This is a genomic window from Pseudarthrobacter sp. TRD_SC_9, assembly GCF_055361265.1.
The window spans coordinates 3,351,353-3,372,667 of the sequence record NZ_CM143956.1 but is presented as its reverse complement, the minus strand read 5'-3'; the positions used below and the strand labels follow the sequence as shown (position 1 = coordinate 3,372,667).

General features: G+C 62.9%; 24 protein-coding genes. 13 read left to right on the top strand and 11 right to left on the bottom strand.

The genetic code is table 11. The annotated features are described in order from the left end of the window. Window positions 1-56 precede the first annotated feature (56 nt). Window positions 57-458 (top strand): YccF domain-containing protein, encoded by a 402-nt coding sequence (locus ACWA13_RS15815; RefSeq protein WP_463935133.1) that lies wholly within the window; start codon window positions 57-59, stop codon window positions 456-458. Window position 459: 1 nt separating this feature from the next. Here the strand turns inward: ACWA13_RS15815 and ACWA13_RS15810 are convergent, their stop codons facing one another. Further along, complete coding sequence (locus tag ACWA13_RS15810; protein WP_463935132.1) at window positions 460-846, bottom strand: VOC family protein; 387 nt, start codon at window positions 844-846, stop codon at window positions 460-462. Window positions 847-953: 107 nt separating this feature from the next. Between ACWA13_RS15810 and ACWA13_RS15805 the strand changes: the two genes are divergently transcribed. Further along, window positions 954-1,220 (top strand): hypothetical protein, encoded by a 267-nt coding sequence (locus ACWA13_RS15805; RefSeq protein ID WP_463935131.1) that lies wholly within the window; start codon window positions 954-956, stop codon window positions 1,218-1,220. 20 nt (window positions 1,221-1,240) lie between these two features. Here ACWA13_RS15805 and ACWA13_RS15800 read toward each other — a convergent pair whose 3' ends face one another. From ACWA13_RS15800 to ACWA13_RS15785, 4 genes are all read right to left on the bottom strand, one after another. After that, window positions 1,241-2,107, bottom strand: a complete 867-nt coding sequence (locus ACWA13_RS15800) for a DUF4031 domain-containing protein (RefSeq protein ID WP_463935130.1) — start codon at window positions 2,105-2,107, stop codon at window positions 1,241-1,243. Window positions 2,108-2,161: 54 nt separating this feature from the next. Further along, a complete protein-coding gene (locus ACWA13_RS15795; protein ID WP_463935128.1) occupies window positions 2,162-2,653 on the bottom strand; it encodes a cupin domain-containing protein in 492 nt (163 codons plus the stop codon). A gap of 136 nt (window positions 2,654-2,789) precedes the next feature. Further along, window positions 2,790-5,006 carry a catalase gene (locus ACWA13_RS15790; RefSeq protein WP_463935126.1) on the bottom strand — a complete coding sequence of 739 codons (2,217 nt, stop codon included), beginning with the start codon at window positions 5,004-5,006 and terminating at the stop codon, window positions 2,790-2,792. A gap of 154 nt (window positions 5,007-5,160) precedes the next feature. Next, window positions 5,161-5,850: a TetR/AcrR family transcriptional regulator C-terminal domain-containing protein gene (locus ACWA13_RS15785; RefSeq protein WP_463935125.1), complete on the bottom strand. Its 690-nt coding sequence runs from the start codon at window positions 5,848-5,850 to the stop codon at window positions 5,161-5,163. A 178-nt stretch (window positions 5,851-6,028) separates the two neighbouring features. Between ACWA13_RS15785 and ACWA13_RS15780 the strand changes: the two genes are divergently transcribed. From ACWA13_RS15780 to ACWA13_RS15765, 4 genes are all read left to right on the top strand, one after another. Further along, window positions 6,029-6,304 carry a hypothetical protein gene (locus ACWA13_RS15780; RefSeq protein WP_463935124.1) on the top strand — a complete coding sequence of 92 codons (276 nt, stop codon included), beginning with the start codon at window positions 6,029-6,031 and terminating at the stop codon, window positions 6,302-6,304. A gap of 228 nt (window positions 6,305-6,532) precedes the next feature. After that, window positions 6,533-6,784 (top strand): hypothetical protein, encoded by a 252-nt coding sequence (locus ACWA13_RS15775; protein ID WP_463935123.1) that lies wholly within the window; start codon window positions 6,533-6,535, stop codon window positions 6,782-6,784. A gap of 182 nt (window positions 6,785-6,966) precedes the next feature. Continuing rightward, complete coding sequence (locus ACWA13_RS15770) at window positions 6,967-7,866, top strand: diacylglycerol/lipid kinase family protein (protein ID WP_463935122.1); 900 nt, start codon at window positions 6,967-6,969, stop codon at window positions 7,864-7,866. A gap of 95 nt (window positions 7,867-7,961) precedes the next feature. Continuing rightward, the gene (locus ACWA13_RS15765) at window positions 7,962-8,726 is read left to right on the top strand and encodes an alpha/beta fold hydrolase (protein WP_463935121.1); all 765 of its coding nucleotides are present in this window, start codon (window positions 7,962-7,964) and stop codon (window positions 8,724-8,726) included. Between the two features lie 165 nt (window positions 8,727-8,891). Here the strand turns inward: ACWA13_RS15765 and ACWA13_RS15760 are convergent, their stop codons facing one another. Further along, on the bottom strand, window positions 8,892-9,701 hold the full coding sequence (locus ACWA13_RS15760; RefSeq protein ID WP_463935120.1) for a GAF domain-containing protein: 810 nt from the start codon (window positions 9,699-9,701) through the stop codon (window positions 8,892-8,894). Between the two features lie 242 nt (window positions 9,702-9,943). On the opposite strand from ACWA13_RS15760, the gene ACWA13_RS15755 reads away from it, so the two are divergent. Together ACWA13_RS15755 and ACWA13_RS15750 are read left to right on the top strand one after the other, a co-directional pair. Then, complete coding sequence (locus ACWA13_RS15755; RefSeq protein WP_463935119.1) at window positions 9,944-10,663, top strand: ABC transporter ATP-binding protein; 720 nt, start codon at window positions 9,944-9,946, stop codon at window positions 10,661-10,663. A 7-nt stretch (window positions 10,664-10,670) separates the two neighbouring features. After that, window positions 10,671-12,014, top strand: a complete 1,344-nt coding sequence (locus ACWA13_RS15750) for an FtsX-like permease family protein (protein ID WP_463937953.1) — start codon at window positions 10,671-10,673, stop codon at window positions 12,012-12,014. 80 nt (window positions 12,015-12,094) lie between these two features. Here the strand turns inward: ACWA13_RS15750 and ACWA13_RS15745 are convergent, their stop codons facing one another. Next, on the bottom strand, window positions 12,095-12,283 hold the full coding sequence (locus tag ACWA13_RS15745) for a hypothetical protein (RefSeq protein WP_463935117.1): 189 nt from the start codon (window positions 12,281-12,283) through the stop codon (window positions 12,095-12,097). A 16-nt stretch (window positions 12,284-12,299) separates the two neighbouring features. Here ACWA13_RS15745 and ACWA13_RS15740 point away from each other — a divergent pair, with 16 nt between their 5' ends. Continuing rightward, window positions 12,300-13,031, top strand: a complete 732-nt coding sequence (locus tag ACWA13_RS15740) for a polysaccharide deacetylase family protein (protein WP_463935115.1) — start codon at window positions 12,300-12,302, stop codon at window positions 13,029-13,031. A gap of 24 nt (window positions 13,032-13,055) precedes the next feature. Here the strand turns inward: ACWA13_RS15740 and ACWA13_RS15735 are convergent, their stop codons facing one another. Continuing rightward, window positions 13,056-14,399, bottom strand: a complete 1,344-nt coding sequence (locus tag ACWA13_RS15735) for a polysaccharide deacetylase family protein (protein WP_463935114.1) — start codon at window positions 14,397-14,399, stop codon at window positions 13,056-13,058. A 424-nt stretch (window positions 14,400-14,823) separates the two neighbouring features. Between ACWA13_RS15735 and ACWA13_RS15730 the strand changes: the two genes are divergently transcribed. From ACWA13_RS15730 to ACWA13_RS15715, 4 genes are read left to right on the top strand one after another with little or no spacing between them, the layout of a single operon-like run. Continuing rightward, window positions 14,824-15,231, top strand: coding sequence for a TOBE domain-containing protein (locus ACWA13_RS15730; RefSeq protein WP_463935113.1), 408 nt, complete (start codon window positions 14,824-14,826; stop codon window positions 15,229-15,231). Continuing rightward, window positions 15,228-16,034 (top strand): molybdate ABC transporter substrate-binding protein, encoded by an 807-nt coding sequence (gene modA, locus ACWA13_RS15725; protein WP_463935111.1) that lies wholly within the window; start codon window positions 15,228-15,230, stop codon window positions 16,032-16,034. The genes ACWA13_RS15730 and modA overlap by 4 nt, the downstream gene beginning before the upstream one ends. After that, window positions 16,031-16,846, top strand: a complete 816-nt coding sequence (locus ACWA13_RS15720) for an ABC transporter permease (protein WP_463935109.1) — start codon at window positions 16,031-16,033, stop codon at window positions 16,844-16,846. The genes modA and ACWA13_RS15720 overlap by 4 nt, the downstream gene beginning before the upstream one ends. Continuing rightward, window positions 16,843-17,907, top strand: coding sequence for a sulfate/molybdate ABC transporter ATP-binding protein (locus ACWA13_RS15715; protein ID WP_463935108.1), 1,065 nt, complete (start codon window positions 16,843-16,845; stop codon window positions 17,905-17,907). The genes ACWA13_RS15720 and ACWA13_RS15715 overlap by 4 nt, the downstream gene beginning before the upstream one ends. Window positions 17,908-17,932: 25 nt before the next feature. On the opposite strand, the gene ACWA13_RS15710 is transcribed toward ACWA13_RS15715, so the two are convergent. The 3 genes from ACWA13_RS15710 to ACWA13_RS15700 all read right to left on the bottom strand — a co-directional run bounded on the left by ACWA13_RS15710 (window position 17,933) and on the right by ACWA13_RS15700 (window position 20,866). Next, the gene (locus ACWA13_RS15710) at window positions 17,933-18,946 is read right to left on the bottom strand and encodes a hypothetical protein (protein ID WP_463935107.1); all 1,014 of its coding nucleotides are present in this window, start codon (window positions 18,944-18,946) and stop codon (window positions 17,933-17,935) included. Continuing rightward, the gene (locus tag ACWA13_RS15705) at window positions 18,946-20,007 is read right to left on the bottom strand and encodes an FtsX-like permease family protein (RefSeq protein ID WP_463935106.1); all 1,062 of its coding nucleotides are present in this window, start codon (window positions 20,005-20,007) and stop codon (window positions 18,946-18,948) included. The genes ACWA13_RS15710 and ACWA13_RS15705 overlap by 1 nt, the downstream gene beginning before the upstream one ends. A gap of 133 nt (window positions 20,008-20,140) precedes the next feature. Continuing rightward, window positions 20,141-20,866, bottom strand: a complete 726-nt coding sequence (locus tag ACWA13_RS15700) for an ABC transporter ATP-binding protein (protein WP_463935105.1) — start codon at window positions 20,864-20,866, stop codon at window positions 20,141-20,143. Between the last annotated feature and the right edge of the window lie 449 nt (window positions 20,867-21,315).

Below are 21,315 nucleotides of genomic sequence, written 5' to 3'. Positions count from 1 at the left end.
GACAGGTCAGGCCAACCCCTGGGGTTTTGGTTCACCCCGCAAGGCAGAATGGGACTATGAAAACACTGCTCAACATCATCTGGCTGGTTTTCGGCGGCCTGTGGCTTGCCATTGGCTACTTCGTGGCAGGCATCATCTGCTGCGTGCTGATCGTCACCATCCCGTGGGGTATCGCCTCGTTCCGGATCGCGGCCTACACACTCTGGCCGTTTGGCCGCATGGTGGTGGACAAACCCGGAGGCAGCGGCGCCTTCGCACTGCTGGGCAACGTCATCTGGCTGGTAGTGGCCGGAATCTGGATCGCGATCGGCCACGTCATGACCGCGATTGCCATGGCCGTCACCATCATCGGCATTCCGCTGGCCATCGCCAACCTGAAACTCATTCCTGTTTCGCTGATGCCGCTGGGCAAGCAGATCGTGCCCACCGACCGGCCGTTTGTCAGCGCCTACCGCTGATTCAGTTTTCCGCTTCGCCTTCACGAAGGGCGCGGAGCACGCAGAATTCGTTGCCGTCCGGGTCCGCCAGCACCACCCACGTGACGTCGTCGCCCTGGCCAACGGAGATGCGGGTCGCGCCCAGGGCTTCAAGACGGGCGACTTCGGCATCACGGTCGTCGGGACGGAGATCAAGGTGCAGGCGGTTCTTCACCGTTTTGCCTTCCGGGACACGGATGAACAACAGGTCCGGTGAGACCCCGTCCTCCGGGCTGCCCTTGGGCGGTTCGAGGCAAACCTCGTCGTCGCTGTCCTCGGTGCGGCGCCAGCCCAAGGCCTTCTCCCAGAAGGCGGCCGGGACACGGGGGTTTGTGGAATCGATAACCACGCACTGGAGTCGTAACGTCATTGCAGCAGTTTGGCATGAACTCCCATTCCAAGGCAGCCCCCGGGCGGACCCGGCACGGGACGCCCCATAGACTTGGAGCCCACCAATCGCGGAAGCGGGTACTCCCTTTGATCAATCTGCAGCAGGATCCTGACGGCTTCATTCGGATGAAGCGCCATTTTCCGGCCAGTGTTAACGTCACTGTCATCTTCAACGACGGGACGCAGGAGGTGGTGGCCGGCGGCGCACTGAACGCCGCGTACGACCAAGCGCTTGCCGAATACCGCGCAGAGAACCAGCTCGATGCCAAGGGCTTTTCCCGCGGCTCGAAGAAGCGCGTGAACCAGAGCATCGAGTTTGTCCCGGTCAAGCCGGGTATGGGCGAGCGGCTGTAATTGCGCTGCGCCCCGTCGGGCTACGCGAGTTCGGCCTGGAGGTTCCGCCGGGCGGCGTCGAGCCAGAGGCTCTGTGCGCGTGGGGTGCTGAAGAGTGGTTCCAGTTCCAGAAGGTAACGCACGACGGCGGCGCGCCCGGCCGCGAAGTCGGCGTCGCCGATGTGCGCGTAGTCTTTCCTGACGGCGGCCAGGTAGCGCGAGTATGCCTGGGGTTCGCTGCCCAGAATGGACAGGTCTGCGTCGCAGAGCAGGGCGCCGTCAGGATCTTCCGGTCCGGGCCGGTGGCCGGCAGTGAGGCGGACCAGCCGGGCAACCTCCGCAGTATCAGCCTCCGGAATGCCCGCCTGCAGCAGCCGAACCTCGGCGAGCCGGGCTGATTCCTCCTCGTCCTCGCCCGGTATCCCGCGGTACACGGCATCGTGAAACCAGGCGGCAAGAACTACGGTCCTGGGCGGGGCGGCGGGCTCGGCCAGCAAGTCAAGCGCCTCGAGGATGGCCAGCAGATGGGTGCGGCCATGGTAGTTGCGGTGCTCCTCGCCCCAGCGCTCATAGAGGTCCAAAAACAGGGCGTCGTGGCCCGCCATAACGTCATTCCAGCGGTTCAACAACGGCACCTTGAGGGAGGAATTCCTGGCCCGGGCCGGGATCCGCAGGCCGCTGTCGATCAGCTTCCGCACCAGCACCCGGCCCTCCACGGGGATGGCGCCGGCGGCAACGAGGTCCGGAATGCGGCGTTCCGGGACGTCGTAGTGATCGCCGTCGAACGCCCGTTCCGGAATCCCCGCCGCCGTCGCGAAGGCGTGCAGTTCCGCCAGCGAGGTGTCTGAAACCAGGTGCGCAAAGTGCGTGCCGTGGGCAGGCCACAGTGGCGGGTCGAGGTAGATCATCCCGGAAGTCTAGCCGGGGCAGGGTCGCGGTCGGAGGACATCCCTGCCGTCCGGTCAAAACACCAGCCCGTGCCGCTGAACCACCGGCATCGTGGCATCGAAGTCCACGTCGCAGCCGTACTCGGCTGCCAGGGCAGGCAGCGTTTCGGGGGAGTACTCTCCTCCGGGTTCGGCAAGTCGGCGGAACAGCTTGTCAATGCCGCCGGGTACGATTATTTCCAGCACGCGGAGTTCGTCGTCGCCTGCGTTCCAGAAGGTGTGCCAGCGTCCGCGCAGCTTGGTGACCAGATCCCCAGGCGAAGCCGTGACCTCGATGCCGTCCTCGATAACCCCGAGTGTGCCCGTCAGCACAAACGTGTATTCGTCTTCGCGGCTATGCCGGTGCATCGGCGCAGCCAGCCACTTCGGGCCCAGTACGTGCTCGACGATCGCTACGCCAGCGCTGGAGTCTGCGCTCTCGATGAGGTACCGGTCGAGCAGCCCGGGCTCGCCAGTGACGTCGCCCTCACCTGCCCGGATCACGCGGGGACCAGTTGGTGTATTCATGCCTAATGGTAGGGCCGCGGCATGGTGCCAACAAGGGTTCCCCGGCTGGCTGCGAACCTCTCCACTCCTGCGGAGGGAAGCGCCGCCGTCGGAATTTAATGACGGCGCTCCCCTCCGTAGGCATGCTTTTCGTTTCCTAGACCGTTGCGGCGGGGAACCGTTCCCAGACGCGGTGGGCTGCCAAGAGCCCGGTCAACTGCGCTACAAGGGCTTCCGCATTCCCGTCGGTGATAATTCCTGGCGCTTCCTTGGGTATGCCCGCCGCAGTCAGAACCTCCGAGCTGGCGTCGAGGGAGCCAATGGCTTTGGCGTGGCGGAATGCTTCAGTCAGCAGCAGCACGGCACGTGGATCCAACGTGCCTCCGGGAGCGCCCGCCTTGGCGTCGAGCCCGGGTGCTGCGTCGGGAGCCGGAGCGGCGGCAGCAGCAACGATGACGGCGTCGAACTCAGTAGAGCGGGCGGTGAGGTACGTGCGCTGCACGGGGACCCCGCCGTCGTTCTCTGTTCCCAGGAATCCGCCTGCCGGGGCGATCACCAGCGGGACGATACCTTCGGCGTCCAGAGCCTTTCGTGCCGTGTTCACGGCTGCAAGGTCGCTGTTTTCATCGGCGACAATTCCGACGATCCGACCGGCAACGGGCCAGGTTTTGCCCACCTGTGACAGGGCAGGGCTGGGGTCAGACTCCGGCACTTGTTCCGTTGCCTGCGGGGCGGGCAGGCCCAGACCCTTGGCCACTGCGGCACACAGGCCGGCGTCCACGTTGGCCAGGGCTGCAAGCTGCCGTTCCCGGATCGACTTTTCGTAACACTTGCCCAGCTCGAACGTGTAGGCCTGGATCACGTGGTCCTGCTCCACAGCGCTCAGACTTCTGAAGAAGAGGCCCACCTGGCTGTAGTGGTCATCAAAAGAGGCCGGGTTCTTTCGCTCCTTGATGGAGGCCGCCACTTCCTCCGGCACGTCGATAAAGGCACCGACGTCCTGTCCGGCAAGGAACGGGCAGCCGCCGTCCAGGGAGTTGGGTTGGTAGGGAGCCACTCCCCCGTGGACCGCCTGCTGGTGCATGCCATCGCGCAGCATGTCATTGACAGGGGACTGGGGCCGGTTGATGGGGATCTGGCCGAAGTTGGGTCCTCCGAGCCGGGAGATCTGGGTGTCCAGGTATGAGAAGAGGCGTACCTGGAGCAGGGGATCGTTGGTGACGTCGATCCCGGGAACGAGGTGTCCGGGGTGGAAAGCGACCTGTTCGGTTTCGGCAAAGAAGTTTGTGGGGTTGGCGTTAAGGGTCATGACGCCGATGGGCTGGACCGGAGCGAGTTCTTCCGGCACGAACTTGGTGGGATCGAGCAGGTCGATGCCTTCAAACATCTGGTCTTCGGTGTCCGGAAATGTCTGGACGCCGAGTTCCCACTCGGGGTAGGCACCGGCTTCGATGGCATCGGCGAGGTCGCGGCGGTGGAAGTCCGGATCCATGCCGTTGATGATTTGTGCTTCTTCCCACACCAGCGAGTGGACGCCCTGCTTTGGCTTCCAATGGAACTTCACCAGGGTTGTTCTGCCCTCAACGTTGACGAACCGGAACGTGTGGACGCCGAAGCCTTCCATGGTCCGGTAGGAACGCGGGATGCCCCGGTCGGACATGTTCCACATGGTGTGCGCCTGGGCCTCGGTATGCAGCGAGACGAAATCCCAGAACGTGTCGTGGGCACTCTGAGCCTGCGGGATCTCGCGGTCCGGGTGCGGCTTCGCGGCGTGGATGATGTCGGGGAACTTGATGCCGTCCTGGATAAAGAAGACAGGGATGTTGTTGCCGACCAAATCGTAGGTGCCTTCGTCGGTGTAGAACTTGGTCGAAAATCCGCGGGTGTCACGAACGGTGTCAGCAGAGCCGCGGGAGCCCAGGACGGTGGAAAAACGAACGAAGACTGGCGTCTCAACGTCTTTGGCCAGGAAGCCTGCGCGGGTGATGTTGGCTGCGGTGCCGTAGGAACGGAAGACGCCGTGGGCTCCGGCACCGCGGGCGTGGACCACGCGCTCGGGGATGCGTTCGTGGTCAAAGTGCGTAATCTTTTCCCGAAGGTGGTGGTCCTGCAACAGGATGGGCCCGCGCGAACCGGCTTTCAGGGAGTGATCAGTATCGCGAAGCCGCAGCCCCTGGGCGGTGGTCAGGTACTGGCCGGACTGGGCACGGGCCGTGGCCGGCGCCCCTGTCGGACTTCCGGTGGGCGAAACCGCTTCAGGTCCTCGCTGGTCAGGTTTAGGTGGCAGGGGCTCGCGCGGAGTTGTTGGTTCTTCCAGACTGGCAGGCTCGCTGGCGGGGACGCCGGGAATATTGATGGTGCTTTCTTCTGGCATGAATTTCTTCTCCTCAGGATGGGAAACCTAGCAGTCCTCTGCCGTAACCGGGATACTAAGCATGCTTTGTACCCTAGGCAAAGTTGTCCCAGGTCACAAATCCTCCCGATATCTCGTTCCGGTCTCGAATGCCGGTTCGTCTGTCAGGTAGGGATCAATTAGTTAAGTGGGTCGCGAGTCCTGTGAGGAGGATGCTCAGTCCCTGATCGAGCTCTGCAGCTCCGTCGTAGTCGGCGAGGACCGGACCCAGTGCCCGGAGGTGGGGGAAGTCTTTCGCCGGCAGGCGGTGCAGGCCAAGGCGTAGGATGGCTTCGCTTTCTTCCGGATCCACGATATATTCCTGCAGTTCGTTCAGGATGTGCCCATAGAGGAACCCGTAGTACGCCCGATAGACGTGCAGGGCCACAGCCGGCGCGAAGCCGGCCTCGATCAGCAGCGCCAGGATCTGCTCCAGAGGCCGCAACGTCCCCAGCGGGCGCAACCCCAAAGGCGTGGAAAGGGGCCTGGTGACCAGCAGTGGCACCACGTTAGGGTGCCGCAGGGCCAGGAGCCGCAGGTCGTGGGCGATCCTGCGCAGCTGCGCCTGCCAATCCGGGTCTTCGGGAAAGATTGCGAGTTCATCGAAGACCAGTTCGGAGACCCCGTCCAGCAGGGCTGCCCGGTTGGCCGCGTAGCGGTAAAGGCTCATCGGATCACACCGGAGTTCCTGCCCCAGGCGGCGCATGGACAGGGCCTCAAGGCCCTCCTTGTCAACCAATGCCAGTGCGGTGGAGAGCACAAGCTCCCTGCTCAGTCGCGCGGTGCGGGTTCCTGTTTGGCTGTTCGATTCTTTGGGGGAAACCATAAACGGGTCCGTCCTTTTGCTTGCCTGAGGCCCGGCCCCGGGAGATAAGTGAGCTTGCTTAAATGTCAGTCTACAGGTAAAGTCTACATCGTAGAGAAGTTGTTGACATGGTTTTAGCAAAGAGATCAGGGTTTGCACGGCTGCCAGGGCCGCTCACATCACAGTCTCAGGAGAAACATTGACTACGCACACCCGGAACGAGAACTCCACCGTTGTCCGTAACGCCAACGACATCAAGATCTCGACACGTACCTTGGAGTTCGCCGTCTACGTCGCGGCAGTTATAGCCACGATCATCACGGCAACAGTTGTTGGGGACGATGCCAGCGAAAACGGCGTCGACGTCTTCAACGCCAATGACGCGATGCAGTACATCACCTTCCTAACGGTCGGTCTGATGGTGGCCCGCGGCCTGGCCAAGGCCGGCAACCGCAGCCACAGCAGCCACGCCTAACCCGCGCGCTTCCGGCCCGAGAGCCTGGAACTGACGGCTCGTGGCGCGGCATCACAACGATGTTGCGCCAGGGCTGTCTCGTCTCACCAGTTTGCTTAGCCTGCCTAGGTTCAGGGTCCGCTATACTTTCGGCAGTACCGCCCGATGTGCCCGTGCAGGGCATCGGGTTTTGAGGCCGCTGTAGCAGAACGGCGGATACTTTTGCACTGTGTTTTGAAACGAGCCATCATGGCGCAATCGCAATTTAACCGGTTTCTTCACGAAGCTACCTACCGTGTTCCGCAGTCCGATTCGACTCTTGACGGTGATTCCTTCTACGGCCTGTACACCAGCTGGTGCCACCTCTCCGGAGAGACCCCGCAAACAGAGCACGCTTTTTGGGCTGCGATGAATCAGAATTCCGTGCCCGGGCAGAGCCTGGCCATGACCGGCCCAGCGGCAGTGGATTACATACTGAACAGCTACCGGGCCGTGGTCTAAGCAACACAATAACCACAACGACGAGCAGATACGTCCCCGGGCGGTGTACCAGCCGTCGCGGCCGGCATCCCTGGAACAAAAAAACCAGGCGCCAGCCGACTCCCCAGGGCGGCCCGCCTGAGCCTTGAACCTACAGGGCTCACCCTGGACAGCCTCAGCTCAAATTAATCACGGAGCGCATCATGACAACTGCACGGACCTTTGATTCCATCGTCATCATTTTCAATCCGAACAGCACCGGCGATGCCCCCAAGCTCGCCGAGAATCTCCGAACATTGCTGGAAGAACTTCTGCCCTACACGGCAGACATCAGGCTTCAGCCCACTGCACGTGCCGGCCACGCCGTCCAACTTGCCCGGGACGCCGCCCGCGCTGGCGGGAACGTGCTGGTTGTCTCTGTCAGCGGTGACGGGGGCTATAACGAGGTCGTCAATGGTGTAATGCAGGCCGACAACCCCCAAGCGGTCTGCGCCGTCATGGGTGCCGGGAACGCCAATGACCACCGCCGCACCACCGGTACCCGGCCTCTGGAACACGCGATTGTTGCGGGTGCGGTGCGGCACATCGATTTGTTGCGCATCACCTCAGGTCAAGGAGCGGGTGCGCCAGCAGAGTACGCGCACTCCTATATTGGTTTCGGTCTGACTCCGGTCATGGCGATCGACCTGGAAAAGGGCAGCAAAGGCGCCTTTAAGGAAATGTTCTCCGTGATGCGTACCTTTTCGAAATTTAAGCCGTTTGAAATCCGCCAGGCAAACGGCAAACGCCGGAAGTTTGACAGTCTCGTCTTCGCCAACATCGCCGAGATGGCAAAGTACGCCACGCTCAGCGAAGCCGACAACCACCCCTCCGACGGAAAATTCGAAGTCGTGATCTTCCCCCACAGGTCAAAGGTGCGGATGCTGCTGACCGCGGTGCGCGCTGCCACCCGGGGACTGGGAAATCAGCCCAGCGTCAGCAACTACACTTTTACAACTCTCAAACCCATCCCGTACCAGATTGACGGGGAAGTGAAATCTATAGAGGCGGACACTCGCGTCACCATCGAATCCGCCGCGGCCGCCCTGGCCACCTTAGGCTAGTCGCCCCCACAAACCCTTCATCAGGACTAGGACAACCGGTGCACACCGCGAACGACGAAAAACAAGACAATGAACTACTGCTACACCGTCTGCTCATGCCCCGGAGGGCCCCTCGGCTGACGCCCAGAATTGTCACCACCGCGTCCCTGACCTCACACGTGCACACCCTGACCGGACCAGCCGGGTCAGGCCCGGTGTTTGTGTTGCTGCACGGCATAGGCATGTCCCATCGCTACTACCGGCGGCTTCAGGTTCTTCTGTCCCGGCACGGGATCACCCATGCCGTCGACCTGCCAGGCTTCGGTGGAACACCCACACCGGGCAGGCAGCTCTCTGTCGCCGACTACGCCCAGCACACAGCAGCAACCCTTGAAAAAATGGGCGCCTCCCGCGTAGTGCTGATCGGGCACTCAATGGGCACCCAGTTCGCCACCGAACTCGCGGTTCAACGCCCCGACCTGGTCTCCCACCTCGTACTTTTGGGTCCGGTCGTGGACCCCGCCCGCCGAACAGTCCTCCAGCAGAGCCTGTCCCTGGGTCTTGACTCACTGCTGGAAAGCCCGGCCGGCAACGCCACCGTCTTCACCGACTACGCCCGCTCCGGCCCGCGCTGGTACCTTACCGAACTTCCCGTCATGATGACCTACAATCTCACTGCCCGACTGTCCCTGGCCAACCAGCCCACCCTCGTCGTCCGCGGCTCACGGGACCCCATAGCGCCCCAACTCTGGTGCCAGAAGCTGGCAGCCACCGCGCCCAACGGACGCTTCCTGGAAATACCCGGCAAACCCCACATCGTCCAACACGGCGGCGCCGCCGCCACCGCCGCGGCCATCCTTGCCCTCCCCGGGCTGCAGTGACATAACTGGCGAGCTCAAAGACAATCTCAAACGGTTAAAGTCCGAAACGGCATCCAAAATCGGACTCCCAAGGAACCTGTCGACGTTCAGCGGCCGGAGAAGCGTTGAAATTACCTCGAGAATATTTCTTGGAAGTCTCGAAGCGGGAGGCCAGGCCAGTTGCGGCTAGGACCGTGCGTCAATCTCCTTTTGAACAATTGCGGCGAGTGTACGAAGTACCTGCTGATCGGATGGGGGGAAAGCCCGGGGTTTCTGGTCGATGACGCATAGGGTTCCGATATTCCAACCCCGGGGCCCGTGTAACGGGTAGCCCGCGTAGAAACGGATGAACGGCTCCCCGGTGACGAGTGGGTTGTTGGCGAAGCGATCATCAGTTGAGGTGTCTTCGATAACCAGCATTGCATTGCGTTCCACGGTTACAGTGCAGAGCGCCACCGCCCGGGGGGCTTCGAGAAGAGGCCCAACGACGGACTTGAAGTATTGGGCGTCTTCGGCAATAAGGGACAACGACGCAGCGCCCACATCAAAGTACTTCCTGGCGGCGATAACAACCCGGTCAAAGACCTCCTCGGCGCCGCTATGGAGGAGAGCGGTCTCGTGAAGGGAGTCCAGACGCTCAGCCTCTGCCCGTTCTGGGGACAGCAGGAACTTGCCCGCGGCTCCCAGCGCTGCGAGCGCCTTCTCACTACGCGTCTTCCGCCCACTGATACTGTGTTTAGATGTCGGGCCCGGGCCTGGAGCCGCTGAAAGGGCCCGACGCTGTTCCGCTCCCGGCCTCCCGTACCTCTTCGGACCATAACCGCGGTCGAGCTCGGCCTGGGCCCGGGCACCATTATGAAGATATGCATCCAGTTCAAAAGCGGACAAGTGGAATCCGCCAGGAGGCGGCGGCCAAAGTTTCCGGGGGTCCAGGCCGACGGCGGCGGCGAGCTCCAGCAACCGCTCCACCTCTTGATTCACGCGCTTTTCACTCATGCGGGCTACCTCCAACTGAGTCGCGTCTCGTGAGAACAAATCTCCCCCAACTGCGCCGTAGCACTTTGATAAGTTTACTTACTAGTCGACCCTGAGGCTACACCGCTATGACTTTGCGGCCGCAACCCCGTGCCCAGGGCCGCCCAAAGCCGTGAACGTTTCATACCGTGGGCTGAGTCCGGCAGCTCAGGTTCAACCGCCGGGCTGAGGCGGTGACCCGGGGTGGCGGACACACTGGATATATGAACGTCATTCTGCACGCCCAGCAACTCGCCAAGCACTACCCGGGAAGCGTCGCGTTGGACGGCGTGGATTTCGCTGCCGGTGCAGGCGAGTCCATCGCAATTATCGGGCCCTCGGGTTCGGGCAAGTCCACTCTGCTCCACTGCCTGGCCGGGATCCTGCGTCCCGACGCCGGTTCCGTCACCTTTGCAGGCAGCGCCGGTCCGGTCCGGCTCGACAAGCTCGGGGACGGTGCCCTGTCCAGGATCCGCCGGGAGGAGTTCGGCTTCGTGTTTCAGCAGGGCATGCTCCTGCCCGAGCTGACCGCCGTCGAAAATGTTGCCCTGGCCCTGATGCTCAACGGCACGAACCGGCGCACCGCAGAGGGACAGGCTGCCCAGTGGCTCGGTGCGCTCGGGCTGGCAGGCCTGGAGCAGCGCCGGCTTGGCGAGCTTTCCGGCGGCCAGGTCCAGCGCGTCGCCATTGCCCGGGCACAGGTTACCGGGGCCCGGGTGCTTTTCGCAGATGAGCCTACCGGAGCGCTGGACTCTGCCACCTCGGCGGAGGTGCTGGATATCCTGCTTGGCTCTGCGGCGGCCAACGGCAGGACGTTGCTGGTCGTCACGCATGATCCCCAGGTGGCTGCCCGTTGCGGCCGGGTGGTCGAACTCCGTGACGGCCGGATCATCGCGGACAGTGCCCTGGAGACGGCTTCGAACGCTGGTGGCCAGGATGCGTAGCCTGATGCTGGCCATTAGGCTGGCTCCCTTTCTTGGCCGGGGTGGTACCGCTGACCTTCGCACGGCGGGGCTGCCCGTCGTGGCGTTCGGCATGGTCACCGCACTGCTCCTGACGGTGACCGGCGGCTCGCAGGTTTTTTGGTCGTGGACCGACGACTTCGCCCAGACTTACCAGGCCCTGGCAGTGATCGCGATGGTCCTGTTAGTGATCCCGCTCCTCACCCTGGGCGCGTCGGCCGCCCGGCTTGCGGCCCGCCGTCGTGATGACCGGTTGGCATCATTGCGGCTGCTGGGTGCAAGCGGCGGCACGGTGGTGTGGCTGACCGTGCTCGAATCCACGGCCCTGGCGGGTATCGGTGCCGCCACCGGATCCTTCCTGTACGCCGCCGTCAGCCCGTTCCTTGGCCTGATCGAGTTCCGGGGCAGGGCAATCGGCAGTCATGTGTGGCTGGGACTGCCGGAGATTCTTGCCTGCGTTGTGGCCGTCTGCCTGCTCGCAGCGGTCAGCGCGGCGTTGGGCTTGCGCAAAGTTGTCCTGTCGCCGCTGGGCGTGCGCACTCGGCAGCAGGCCGACGGCGCCCATTGGGTCCGCGGGCTTCTGGCTGCCGCCGTCGTCGGTGCAGGTGTTGTCCTGATGGGGATGCTCAGCGCCTTCGGAACGTTCGTGGTGATCATTGCCGTGATGGCCGGGTGCTTTGGATTGGCGCTTCTCGGCCTGAACCTGATGGGGCCCTGGATAGTGCGGCTGCGGGCCAGGGGCCAACTCAAACGCGCCACCCGGCCCGATCAGCTCCTCGCTGCCCGGTCGGTGCTGGAGAGTCCTAAGGAGACCTGGCGCCAGGTGGGCGGGGTGGCCATGACCAGTTTCGTGGGCGTCTTTGTGGGCATGGGCCTGGCGGTGGCGGAGGTCATGGAAGGCAGCAGCGCCGACGCCGAGACCCTGATGCTGGTCCGCGACATCAACACCGGCGTTATGATCACGCTGCTGGGTTCGTTCCTGATGGTTGCTTGCTCCGTGGGGGTTAACCAGGCATCGGCGGTGCTGGACCGGGCACCCATGCTGGTGGCCCTTGACCGGCTGGGCGTTCCCCGCCAGTTGATGGTCGCGGCACGGGTCAAGGCTGTCATGTCGCCGCTGTTCCTGGTGGCCGGCATCTCGGCGGCAAGCGCAGCCGCCTTAGTCCTGCCGCTGACGGGAGCCGCGCTGTTCCTGCGGCCATTGGCGGTCCTGACCCTGGCCGGCGTCTTCGTCGCAGGGTTCCTCCTGGTGCGCCTGTCAGTTACCGCGGGAACCTCCCAGATCGACCAGATCCTTGCCAACCCTGAGCGTTATGCGAGCATGGACTCCTGAGAAGCTGTTCGCCGGAAGGACCCCTGCCAGGCGACCTTGGGGTATGGTCAAGCAGCCGGACTTCGAGCAGCTTGGGGGATTCAACGCGTGGAACCATCGATGATCAGCAACCCGCAGCGCCGTACCCTCTTGGTGGCGGCTGCCGTCATGCTGGTGCCAGGGTGCAGGCCCGGTGGCAGTGCCGGCCCGGCACCCTCGACGACGGAGCCGACGACGCGCCCCGTACCTGATGCATCGACTACGGCGCCCGTGCCTCCAGTTTCCGCCACCGTTGAGCCTACGGTGGTGCCTCCGGCACCCGCGACGGCAGTCCCGTCCCAGGAGGAGATCATCACTCGGTTCTCCGGCCGCTCCCCGGCCTATTGGGGCCTGGAGGGGCCCGGAGTCCTGCAGGTGCTGGTTGATCCCGCGGCAGGGATTGCCCTGACGGTGGACTACTGCGGCGGCCACGGCGGAAGCGGAGTCGATCATGCTGCCCTGGAGTTACTGCAGAGGCTGGAGGTTCCGGCAACTCTGTTCCTGAATGCGCGGTGGATCCATGCCAATGCCGCCCTGGCGCGTGAGATGGCAGCGGTGCCGTTCTTTGAATTGGCCAACCACGGTTCCCGGCATTTGCCGCTCAGCGCGACCGGGAAATCCGCCTATGGGATTCCCGGGACGCAAAACATCGCGCAGGTCTATGAAGAAATCATGACCAATGACACGCTTTTGACGGAAATCACCGGTATGCGACCACGCTTCTTTCGGCCAGGGACCGCTTTCCTCGACGAGGTTGCCACCGAGGTTGCGCACGCTCTTGGCACCGTTCCGGCCGGGTTCAGCATTAATGCCGACGGCGGGGCTACATACTCGGCCGAAATGGTCACCGCCGAAACAGTCAAGGCCCGGCCGGGGGACATTATCATCTCGCACGGAAACCATCCAGGTTCAGGAACAGCCGCCGGTTTCGCCAAAGCCATCCCGGCATTGTTGGAGAAGGGTTTTGTCTTCACCACCCTGGGTGCTGCCGTACCCTGACCGGTTGGCCCGAACCGCGTTCACTCAACGGCCTGGAATACACCCTGTTGCCGTGCCACGGCACTTATAGGTTGCGCCGGGCTTCAACTCAACCCCCGAGAAGAGCTGCGGAAGGGTCACCAGGTAGTAGCCCCTGTCCTTGAGTTGAGTGATCAGTTCATCCTGGCCGTCCACCGTGGCAGCGTGTATGTCGTGCTGCAGAATGACTGATCCGGGCTTCACCAGGTTCATGATCCGCGGGATGAACACCTCTTTGTTCCGGGACTGCCAGTCCAATGAGTCAACATCCCAGAAGACCTGTGGCAGCCCAACAGTTCCGGAAACAGTGGCATTGGTTGCGCCGTACGGCGGACGCAGGAAGGCAGGAACCACGCCGGCAGCTCTTTCGATGGCTGCCTGGGTGCTGCTGACCTCTGTGGTGATTTCGGCTCGTGAGATCTTCGTCAGGTAGGGGTGGCTCATCGTGTGGTTCGCAATGTGGTGTCCGGCTTCGGCCACGGACCTGGCGATCCCGGGATTAGCGTTGACGTACGCACCCTGCTGGAAAAATGTGGCAAGCACCTGGTGTTTGGCCAAAATTTCCAAGAGCCTGGCTGTCTGCGCGTTGGGTCCGTCGTCGTAGGTCAAGGCGGCGCAGGCAACGATGTCGCAGTTGACGTGCCCGGCAGTGCCCGGCGCGTTGAACGTTGCCCCGGCCCTGACAGCCCGACGGATAGCGTCTCCTGCGGGCGAGACGACTTTGCTGGTGGCTGCCGCAGTGAGGGTCACTGTTTTCGGTCCACGCGGCGGCAGGCCCGTATTGGCGTCCTGATCGAAGGTGATACTGATTTCGCCTGCAGGCGTGAAGGTAATAGCGGAGAGCAATTCGGCATCGGTAATGGCTGCGTCAGCAGGTTCGGGGACTGCTACCGTGGTGCCAATCTGCGCAGTGGCCGGTGGCGTCGTGGACGCCGGTTCCCGGTTCCCGGATGAACTGGCATCAGGCACCTCACGGAGCATGGTCCTCAGAGTGCTGATTGCGTCGGGCTTGACCAGTTCCGCGCTGCTTAGAACAGCGCCTGTATCGACGTCGGAATAAGTGATTTCCTCGGTGCGCAGGGAGTCGACGCCGCCGCTCCTGGTTGTTTGCACAAGCCTTGCGCCGACCAAACTGCCGGTGGCAAGAACCAGTTCATGGGTAATCAACAGTCCGTCGCTGAGAGGTTCGGAAACTGCTGTTGGTTGTGCGGTGGGCTCGTGCCGTCCACCTGCATGGGCATCCAGTAAGGCCAAAAGCCGGGCGTCCAGTGCTGAATTGAACGCTTCTGCACCGCTGATGTACTGCCATGATACGACGGCGGGAGACGTACCTGCGCCACGGGTGCTCATGCCTACAACAGCAGGAGCCCCTAACCCGATTTTCGCCGGGGCTGCTCCGGGAACCGCGCTGACAGGCTTCGGAGGGGGCAAGGGTACTGGTTCTGCGACACACGCGGACAGCGCAAGGCCGGCAAGGACGGCCAGGGGAACCGCAAGCGGCACGCGTAAAGGAACGGGCGCCGTCAACTTTCCGCCAGCAGAAGGCCGGTGGCGACAATTGCGCGTAACGTCTTGGTGCCAACCATAACGAGGGTCACTCCCAGCTGAGGATTTCAGTTGGTCCAAGAATGCCAGAGAGCCACGACGAATTGCGGCAACGCCACTGTTGGACCGCATGATGGACTGGCACCGAATGCACCGGACTGCTGCGCTTGAAGACGGTTTGCGGAGCAACGACGCCAATGATTGCGCAAATGCGGCATATTATGGGCTCATGCCAACTATCCGCATCTCCGAGGCCGCCCGCTTCCTGGGTGTCAGCGACGACACCGTACGTCGATGGACGGAGAACGGCATGCTCGCGCCGCTTCGGGACAGTTCCGGCAGGAGGGCAGTGGACGGGCTTGAACTCGCCCTGCACGCGAAAAAATTGGCGCAGCTCCCGGACGACCCCGCCAAGGGCGGCAGCTCAGCACGGAACAGGTTCGTCGGCCTGGTCACGGACATCAAGGAAGACCGTGTGATGTCCCAGGTGGAGCTCCAATGCGGGCCGTTCCGCGTGGTCTCCCTCATGAGCACGGAAGCCGTCCACGAACTGGGGCTGGAACCGGGCGCGGTGGCCACCGCCGTCGTCAAAGCCACTACGGTGATCATCGAATCAGCTGGCCGGGGAACAGCGTGAAGCGGGGTGCAGGGCTCACAGCGGCGGCAGCGGTGCTGCTCCTTGCCACGTTCACGGGCTGCGGTGCAAAAGATACGGGAGTGCCGGCGTCGGGAACTGACGACGCCGGCAGCAATACCCCCAGCGGTTCCCTCACCGTTTTCGCGGCTGCTTCCCTCCGCGGCACCTTCACGGAGATCGCTGAGCGGTTCGAGGCGGAGAACCCCGGGATCGAGGTGGTATTCAGTTTTGCGGGCTCGTCAGACCTGCTGTCCCAGATCAGCCAGGGCGCCCCGGCGGACGTTTTCGCCGCGGCGGACACCGGCACCATGGGCCGGTTGCAGGAAGCGGGGCTGACGGATGGCCAGCCAACCGCCTTCGCCACGAACACCCTGGCCATTGCTGTGCCGCCCGGAAACCCGGCGAACATCGGAGGCTTCGGCGACCTCGCCAGGCCGGGCCTGAAACTGGTGGTGTGTGCGGGCCAGGTCCCGTGCGGTGCCGCTGCACAGAAACTGGAAGCGGAAACCGGCACCTCGCTGGCCCCGGTCAGCGAGGAGAATTCGGTCACTGACGTGCTGGGCAAGGTGCTCTCCGGCGAGGCGGATGCCGGCCTGGTGTATTCCACGGATGTCCGGGCGGCGGGGGAGCGTGTGGAAGCCATCGATTTCCCGGAGAGCGCCGGTGCAGTGAACGGTTACCCCATTGCGGCAGTGAAGGATACTGCAAACCGAAGGGCCGCGGAGGCATTCATCGCCATGGTCACCAATCCCGAAGGCCGGCAGATCCTGGACGCCGCCGGCTTCGGACCGGCAGGCCCATGAACGTCATGAAAAAAGGCGGCACCGGCTACACCGGCGTTCCACGCTGGGTGCAGAGTATCGCGTTCGTGGCGGCTGCGTTGATCATCCTGCCGCTGGCCGCCATTATTGCCCGGGTGGACTGGCCCCGGTTCCTTCCGCTGGTCACCTCGCCGTCGTCCCTGGACGCACTGGCCCTGAGCCTGCGAACCTCTGCCGTCAGTACGGTGCTGTGCCTGGTCCTTGGTGTTCCGCTGGCCCTGGTGCTGGCGCGCTCGCAGTTCCGGGGCCAACGGCTCCTCCGCGCACTGGTGCTGCTGCCACTGGTGCTCCCGCCAGTAGTCGGCGGGCTGGCACTGCTCTACACGTTCGGCCGGCAGGGCCTGCTGGGCAGCACGCTCACGGTCCTCGGCATACAGATCGCGTTCTCCACCACCGCCGTCGTCATTGCGCAGACTTTCGTGGCGCTGCCGTTCCTGGTAGTCAGCCTCGAGGGGGCGCTCCGCACCGCAGGCTCCCGCTATGAGGCCGTTGCTGCCACCCTGGGTGCACGGCCCTGGACGGTGCTCCGCCGTGTGACGTTGCCGCTGGTCCTGCCAGGACTTGCCTCCGGTGCGGTACTCAGCTTCGCCCGCAGCCTTGGCGAATTCGGTGCCACCCTCACCTTCGCGGGCAGCCTGCAGGGGGTGACCCGGACCCTGCCGCTGGAGATCTACCTCCAGCGCGAGACAGACCCGGATGCCGCCGTCGCACTCTCCCTGGTCCTGCTGGTGGTGGCCGTCGCGGTGGTGGCGCTCGCCTACCGGGGCCCGCAACGGGAGCGTGGGGCAACGTGACCTTCAGTGTGGATGCAGCCGTCCGGGCACGGGACTTTGAGGTCCAACTGACCGTCGCGCCGGGCGAAACGGTGGCGGTGATGGGTCCCAACGGTGCGGGCAAATCCACCCTGCTGGGCGTCATCGCGGGCTTGCTGAAACCTGATTCCGGGTCCGCCGAATCTGCCGGGCGGAAGCTCTTTAAGCTCGACGGCGGCACCAATCACTGGGAGCCGCCGCACCGTCGCGGGACGGTGCTGCTGGCCCAGGAACCGCTGCTCTTCCCGCACCTCAGCGTCCTGGAGAACGCAGCGTTCGCTCCGCGCAGCGCCGGAGTCCCGGCGGCGAAGGCCCGGGAGACTGCCATGAAATGGCTTGAGGCCGTGGACGTGGCAGAGCTGGCCCACCGGAAACCCGGCGAGCTCTCCGGCGGGCAGGCGCAGCGCGTAGCCGTTGCCCGGGCACTGGCGGGCGAGCCGGACCTGCTGCTGCTGGACGAACCCTTGGCCGCCCTGGACATCACGTCGGCACCATTGCTGCGCCGGTTGCTGAAAAAGGTCCTGGCCGGCCGGCGGGCGATTATTGTCACGCATGACGTCCTCGATGCCCTGATGCTGTCGGACCGTGTGGTGATCCTCGAAGCAGGCAGGATCGTTGAGGAGGGCCCCGTCCGGGAGGTGCTGGGCCAACCCAGGAGCCGTTTTGCTGCGGGATTATCCGGCGTGAACTTCGTGACCGGCACCCTGACTGCCTCCGGAGTGCGCGCCGGCGATGGGCTCGAGTTCTTCGGTCACCAGGAGCTGGGTTCGCCCAGCGTGACGGGAACCGGCGGTGTTGCTGTCTTTCCGCCGTCGGCCGTTTCCATCTTCCCCGAACCCGCCCACGGCAGCCCGCGCAACAGCTTCCCCGTGACGGTCGCGCACCTGGAACCCCACGGTGACCAGATCCGCGTGCGGGCAGCGGGTGATCATCAGCTTGCGGCGGACGTTACGCCACAGGCCGCCGCGGAACTGGGGCTGGCGCCGGGAATGACCGTGTACTTCGTGGTCAAGGCTGGAGCGGTGTCTGTCTACCCGGCATAGGTGTGCAACCCCATAAGCTAAGCGGCTATCGGTCGCTGATGAGCTGGCCTTCGGCGGGCCTCTGCGACACCAGTTGGAGGTTGGAATCGAAGACCGACAGTAGATCGGACTGGGTAACAACAATTCGACCGTCGGAGCTTCGTCGAAGATCGCGTACCGGTGCATCGGATTCCAGTTGCGCACTGGCTACCACCTGAGGGCCATTACTGACAGCCACCATGCTGACAGTGCGCTTCGACCCTAACGTATCGTCGGTGACCACGTGATCGGAATCGACGGCGGCCACGAGGCGCGGAGTCTCCACGCCTTGCGCCTTCACTGTTTTTCCCTGGTCGTCTGTGAGATAGAGCCCAGGGCGGTGGCCAGGCACTGTCGATCCAACTACAAGTACGGTGTCAGTCCCTGCCATGCAGAGGTCAAAAGGCTCACCTGCAATGGGAGTTTCGCTTATCGTGATGGATGATTCCGGTGCCGCTATTCGCCCAAGGAGTATCCCGGCGCCCTTGTTCGCGGCGAATATGAGCCCATTATTTCCCTGTCCCAGGACCTGCGGGAGGAAAGGCAGGGGCAAACGCTCGGTCTTTGCCGGCCCATACAGGGGCATCAATTCGGCCACTGATTCACCGGATGTACCAGGGAGGACGGAAAAAAGGGTCTCTCCGAGAATGCCACGTACTCCCGAATCAACTGCGTAGTCAAGAGTTTTGACGCTCTCCTGCCCGGGGTCGATGATGGCAGCTTTTGTGATGTTATCGCCGTTTGACCATACAAGCACGACCCGGCCACTGCCATCGACCGCAGGAATGGTCGTAACGGTGGCTTCCGCCTTCATCCCTACCGCGCGGTCAAGTTCAAGCGCGCGGACCCAAGTTCCTTCGTCGGGGTTCAGAGCAAGCAGATATGGTTTTCCATTAGTGCTTTCGACAGCGAAAGCCGCTGAGCCTCGCCAGGCGAAGAGTGCCGGGGCGGGTGAGCAGGCAGCCAGTCCCGTGACTGCAGCTACCCCGGCAAAGGCGAAAAACTGCCGCCGTGTTGTCACTAGATGCTCCTGAGTATTTCGATAACCGGGTGACGGACCGCCCGGCCCATGACGAGCCAGACAACCAGGGAAAAAAAGACGAGAACTAATAGGTTGCCGAGGGCAAGAAGTCCGAACGGTGTTGAGCCGGAAGCAAGGTCGGCCCCAGCGGTCAAGCTGCGAAGTTGGTCTTCTACAAACGGGCTTACAAGAAGCCCCAAAGCCGTGCCCAAGAGTTGTGCGCCACAGCAGACCACGGCAGTTTCTGTCATCAGCACGGCACGCAAGCGCGTGCTGCTCCAACCAAAAGCCTTTAGGACTCCTATGTCCCGGCGCCGCGCTTGGCCGATACTTTGTGCGAGTGCGGCTACTGCAACTGCACCGACGACAAGGAGCGCACCAAGCATGACCGAAGATACAACCCGAATCAGATTGATCACACCCGGCACAGCTCCGAGCTGTTGTGATTGACTGATGGCATGAATGCCCTGTGCCTGTAGTTTTTCCAGTACGGGGGACACATCGGCTGCAGTCCGCGCCACCAGGCTGATCCGTTCGTAGCCCTGACCGGCCAGGTACTGCTCCTTCGGCACACCTGCCCTGGCAGCCGCTAGCTCTATGACTGTTTCTATGGGGGCATATGCGGCGTTGAGGGCGTCCACCTGGTACCCGGGATCACTCAACGCGACAACGCGCATCTTAAGTTTGGCGGTGACGCCGGAGTTTTCGGTTCTGGCTTCTGTATAGATAAGGTCGGCTTCGTTGTTGAGAAGACCGGTGAGGTCGTTGCCGTCAGCGGTGGCCGGAAGAACCACGGTCCCGGGTTCCAGTTCCGTTGCAGGAGCGGTTCCCGCCAACAAAGGAACTCCGCCCTGCGGGTTCCATGGCAGGAGTGTGAGAGCGGATAACTGGGGTTCCAAACCTACCGGGACTGCGATAACGGGTTGTGCTGACTCTATTTCTGGAAGCGCGCTGATGTCGCGGAACGTGTTTTCCGTTAGAAGTCCCGCATCGTTGTAAGCGATGATCGTGCGCAGGGTCGAGGAATCATCGAGGCCTGCAGTCGCCTCGGCCTGGGCCATCGCTCCTAGGACAGTGCCAACAGTAACCGAGGCGCCACCGATGACGAGTAGGAAAACCAGCCCGAGGTAACGCCGCGGAGCTCTCCGGATTCCGGCGAAAATGAGCGTAAAGAGTGTCATGATTCCTTGTAATTCAATCGGTGTTTGAGCCGGTGGCCGGATGCGCCGGGGAGACGTTGGCAGAGGCAATGCTGCCGTGATCCAGGACGATTATGCGGTCGGCGTACTCGGCCGTGGCGAGATCATGGGTAGCCACTAGAATCCCTACCCCTGTTTGAGCAACCGCGCGCATCTGCTCGCGGACGTTCTGTGCGGCTGCCGCATCCAGGCTCGCCGTGGGCTCGTCAGCCAGGATCAGCCGAGGTGCTCTCACCAAGGCGCGGCAGAGCGCAACCCTCTGTGCTTGTCCGCCGGAAAGCGCCCCAGGAAGCTTTTCGGAGTGTTCTGTCAGTCCCATACGAGCGAGGAGCTTCAGGCCCGTGCGGGAACGCACTGAGGTTCGATCGGCTAGAAGGGGAAGGAGCACGTTTTCCAATGCGGTGAGATGGGGTGTCAGCGTCGGTTCTTGGAACAGGAATCCAACGTGGGCCGCTCTGAGCTTGGTCCGTTCCGCCTCGCTGAACCTTTCTGTTGACTTCCCACCCATAATTACGCTTCCAGAGGTGGGATTTTGGAGGAGTCCGGCTACTGCCAGCAGCGTAGACTTGCCCGCCCCTGAAGGACCGACAAGTGCAACCATTTCTCCTGAACGGACGGTGAGTTCGATGTTCTCCAGGACTGTTTGGGTTCCTGAACGCGTTTTGAACGACTTTCTCACCGAATGAAGCTCCACGATTGGTTCGCCGGGTGTTCCGTACATGTTTCTCCTCAAGAGCAATGATGCAGGTGCTGCTGAAAGGAGTAGGTAAATCTAGAATTCGCTCACTTTTCAGTTTGCGATCGCAGAGCCCCCACTCTCCCCTGCGTTCATCCAAACACACGATTAGCGACGTGCAATCAAATTTTCGGTTTAATTGACATCAACCGCGAGCAGTATGACAGTCTTTTTGCCGCGTTCCGCCTGGTTTCTGACGGCGGGACTGCGATTTTTAAGGTGGCCCTTGTAAAGGGGTTGACAACTCGCGGCAAGTTGGTCAATATCAGGCAGAACCTATCTCGTGGCATCAGGCGCACAGTTTCCCTGGTGACCGCCCGCCACCGAACCTCATCAAACCGGACTACGGGCAATTGTCTTTAGGCATTTAGGAAGCGAGCCGGCAAACATAGGGTCGAAGTAGGCCTCGGGCTTCGACTCGGGATTGCGGGAGC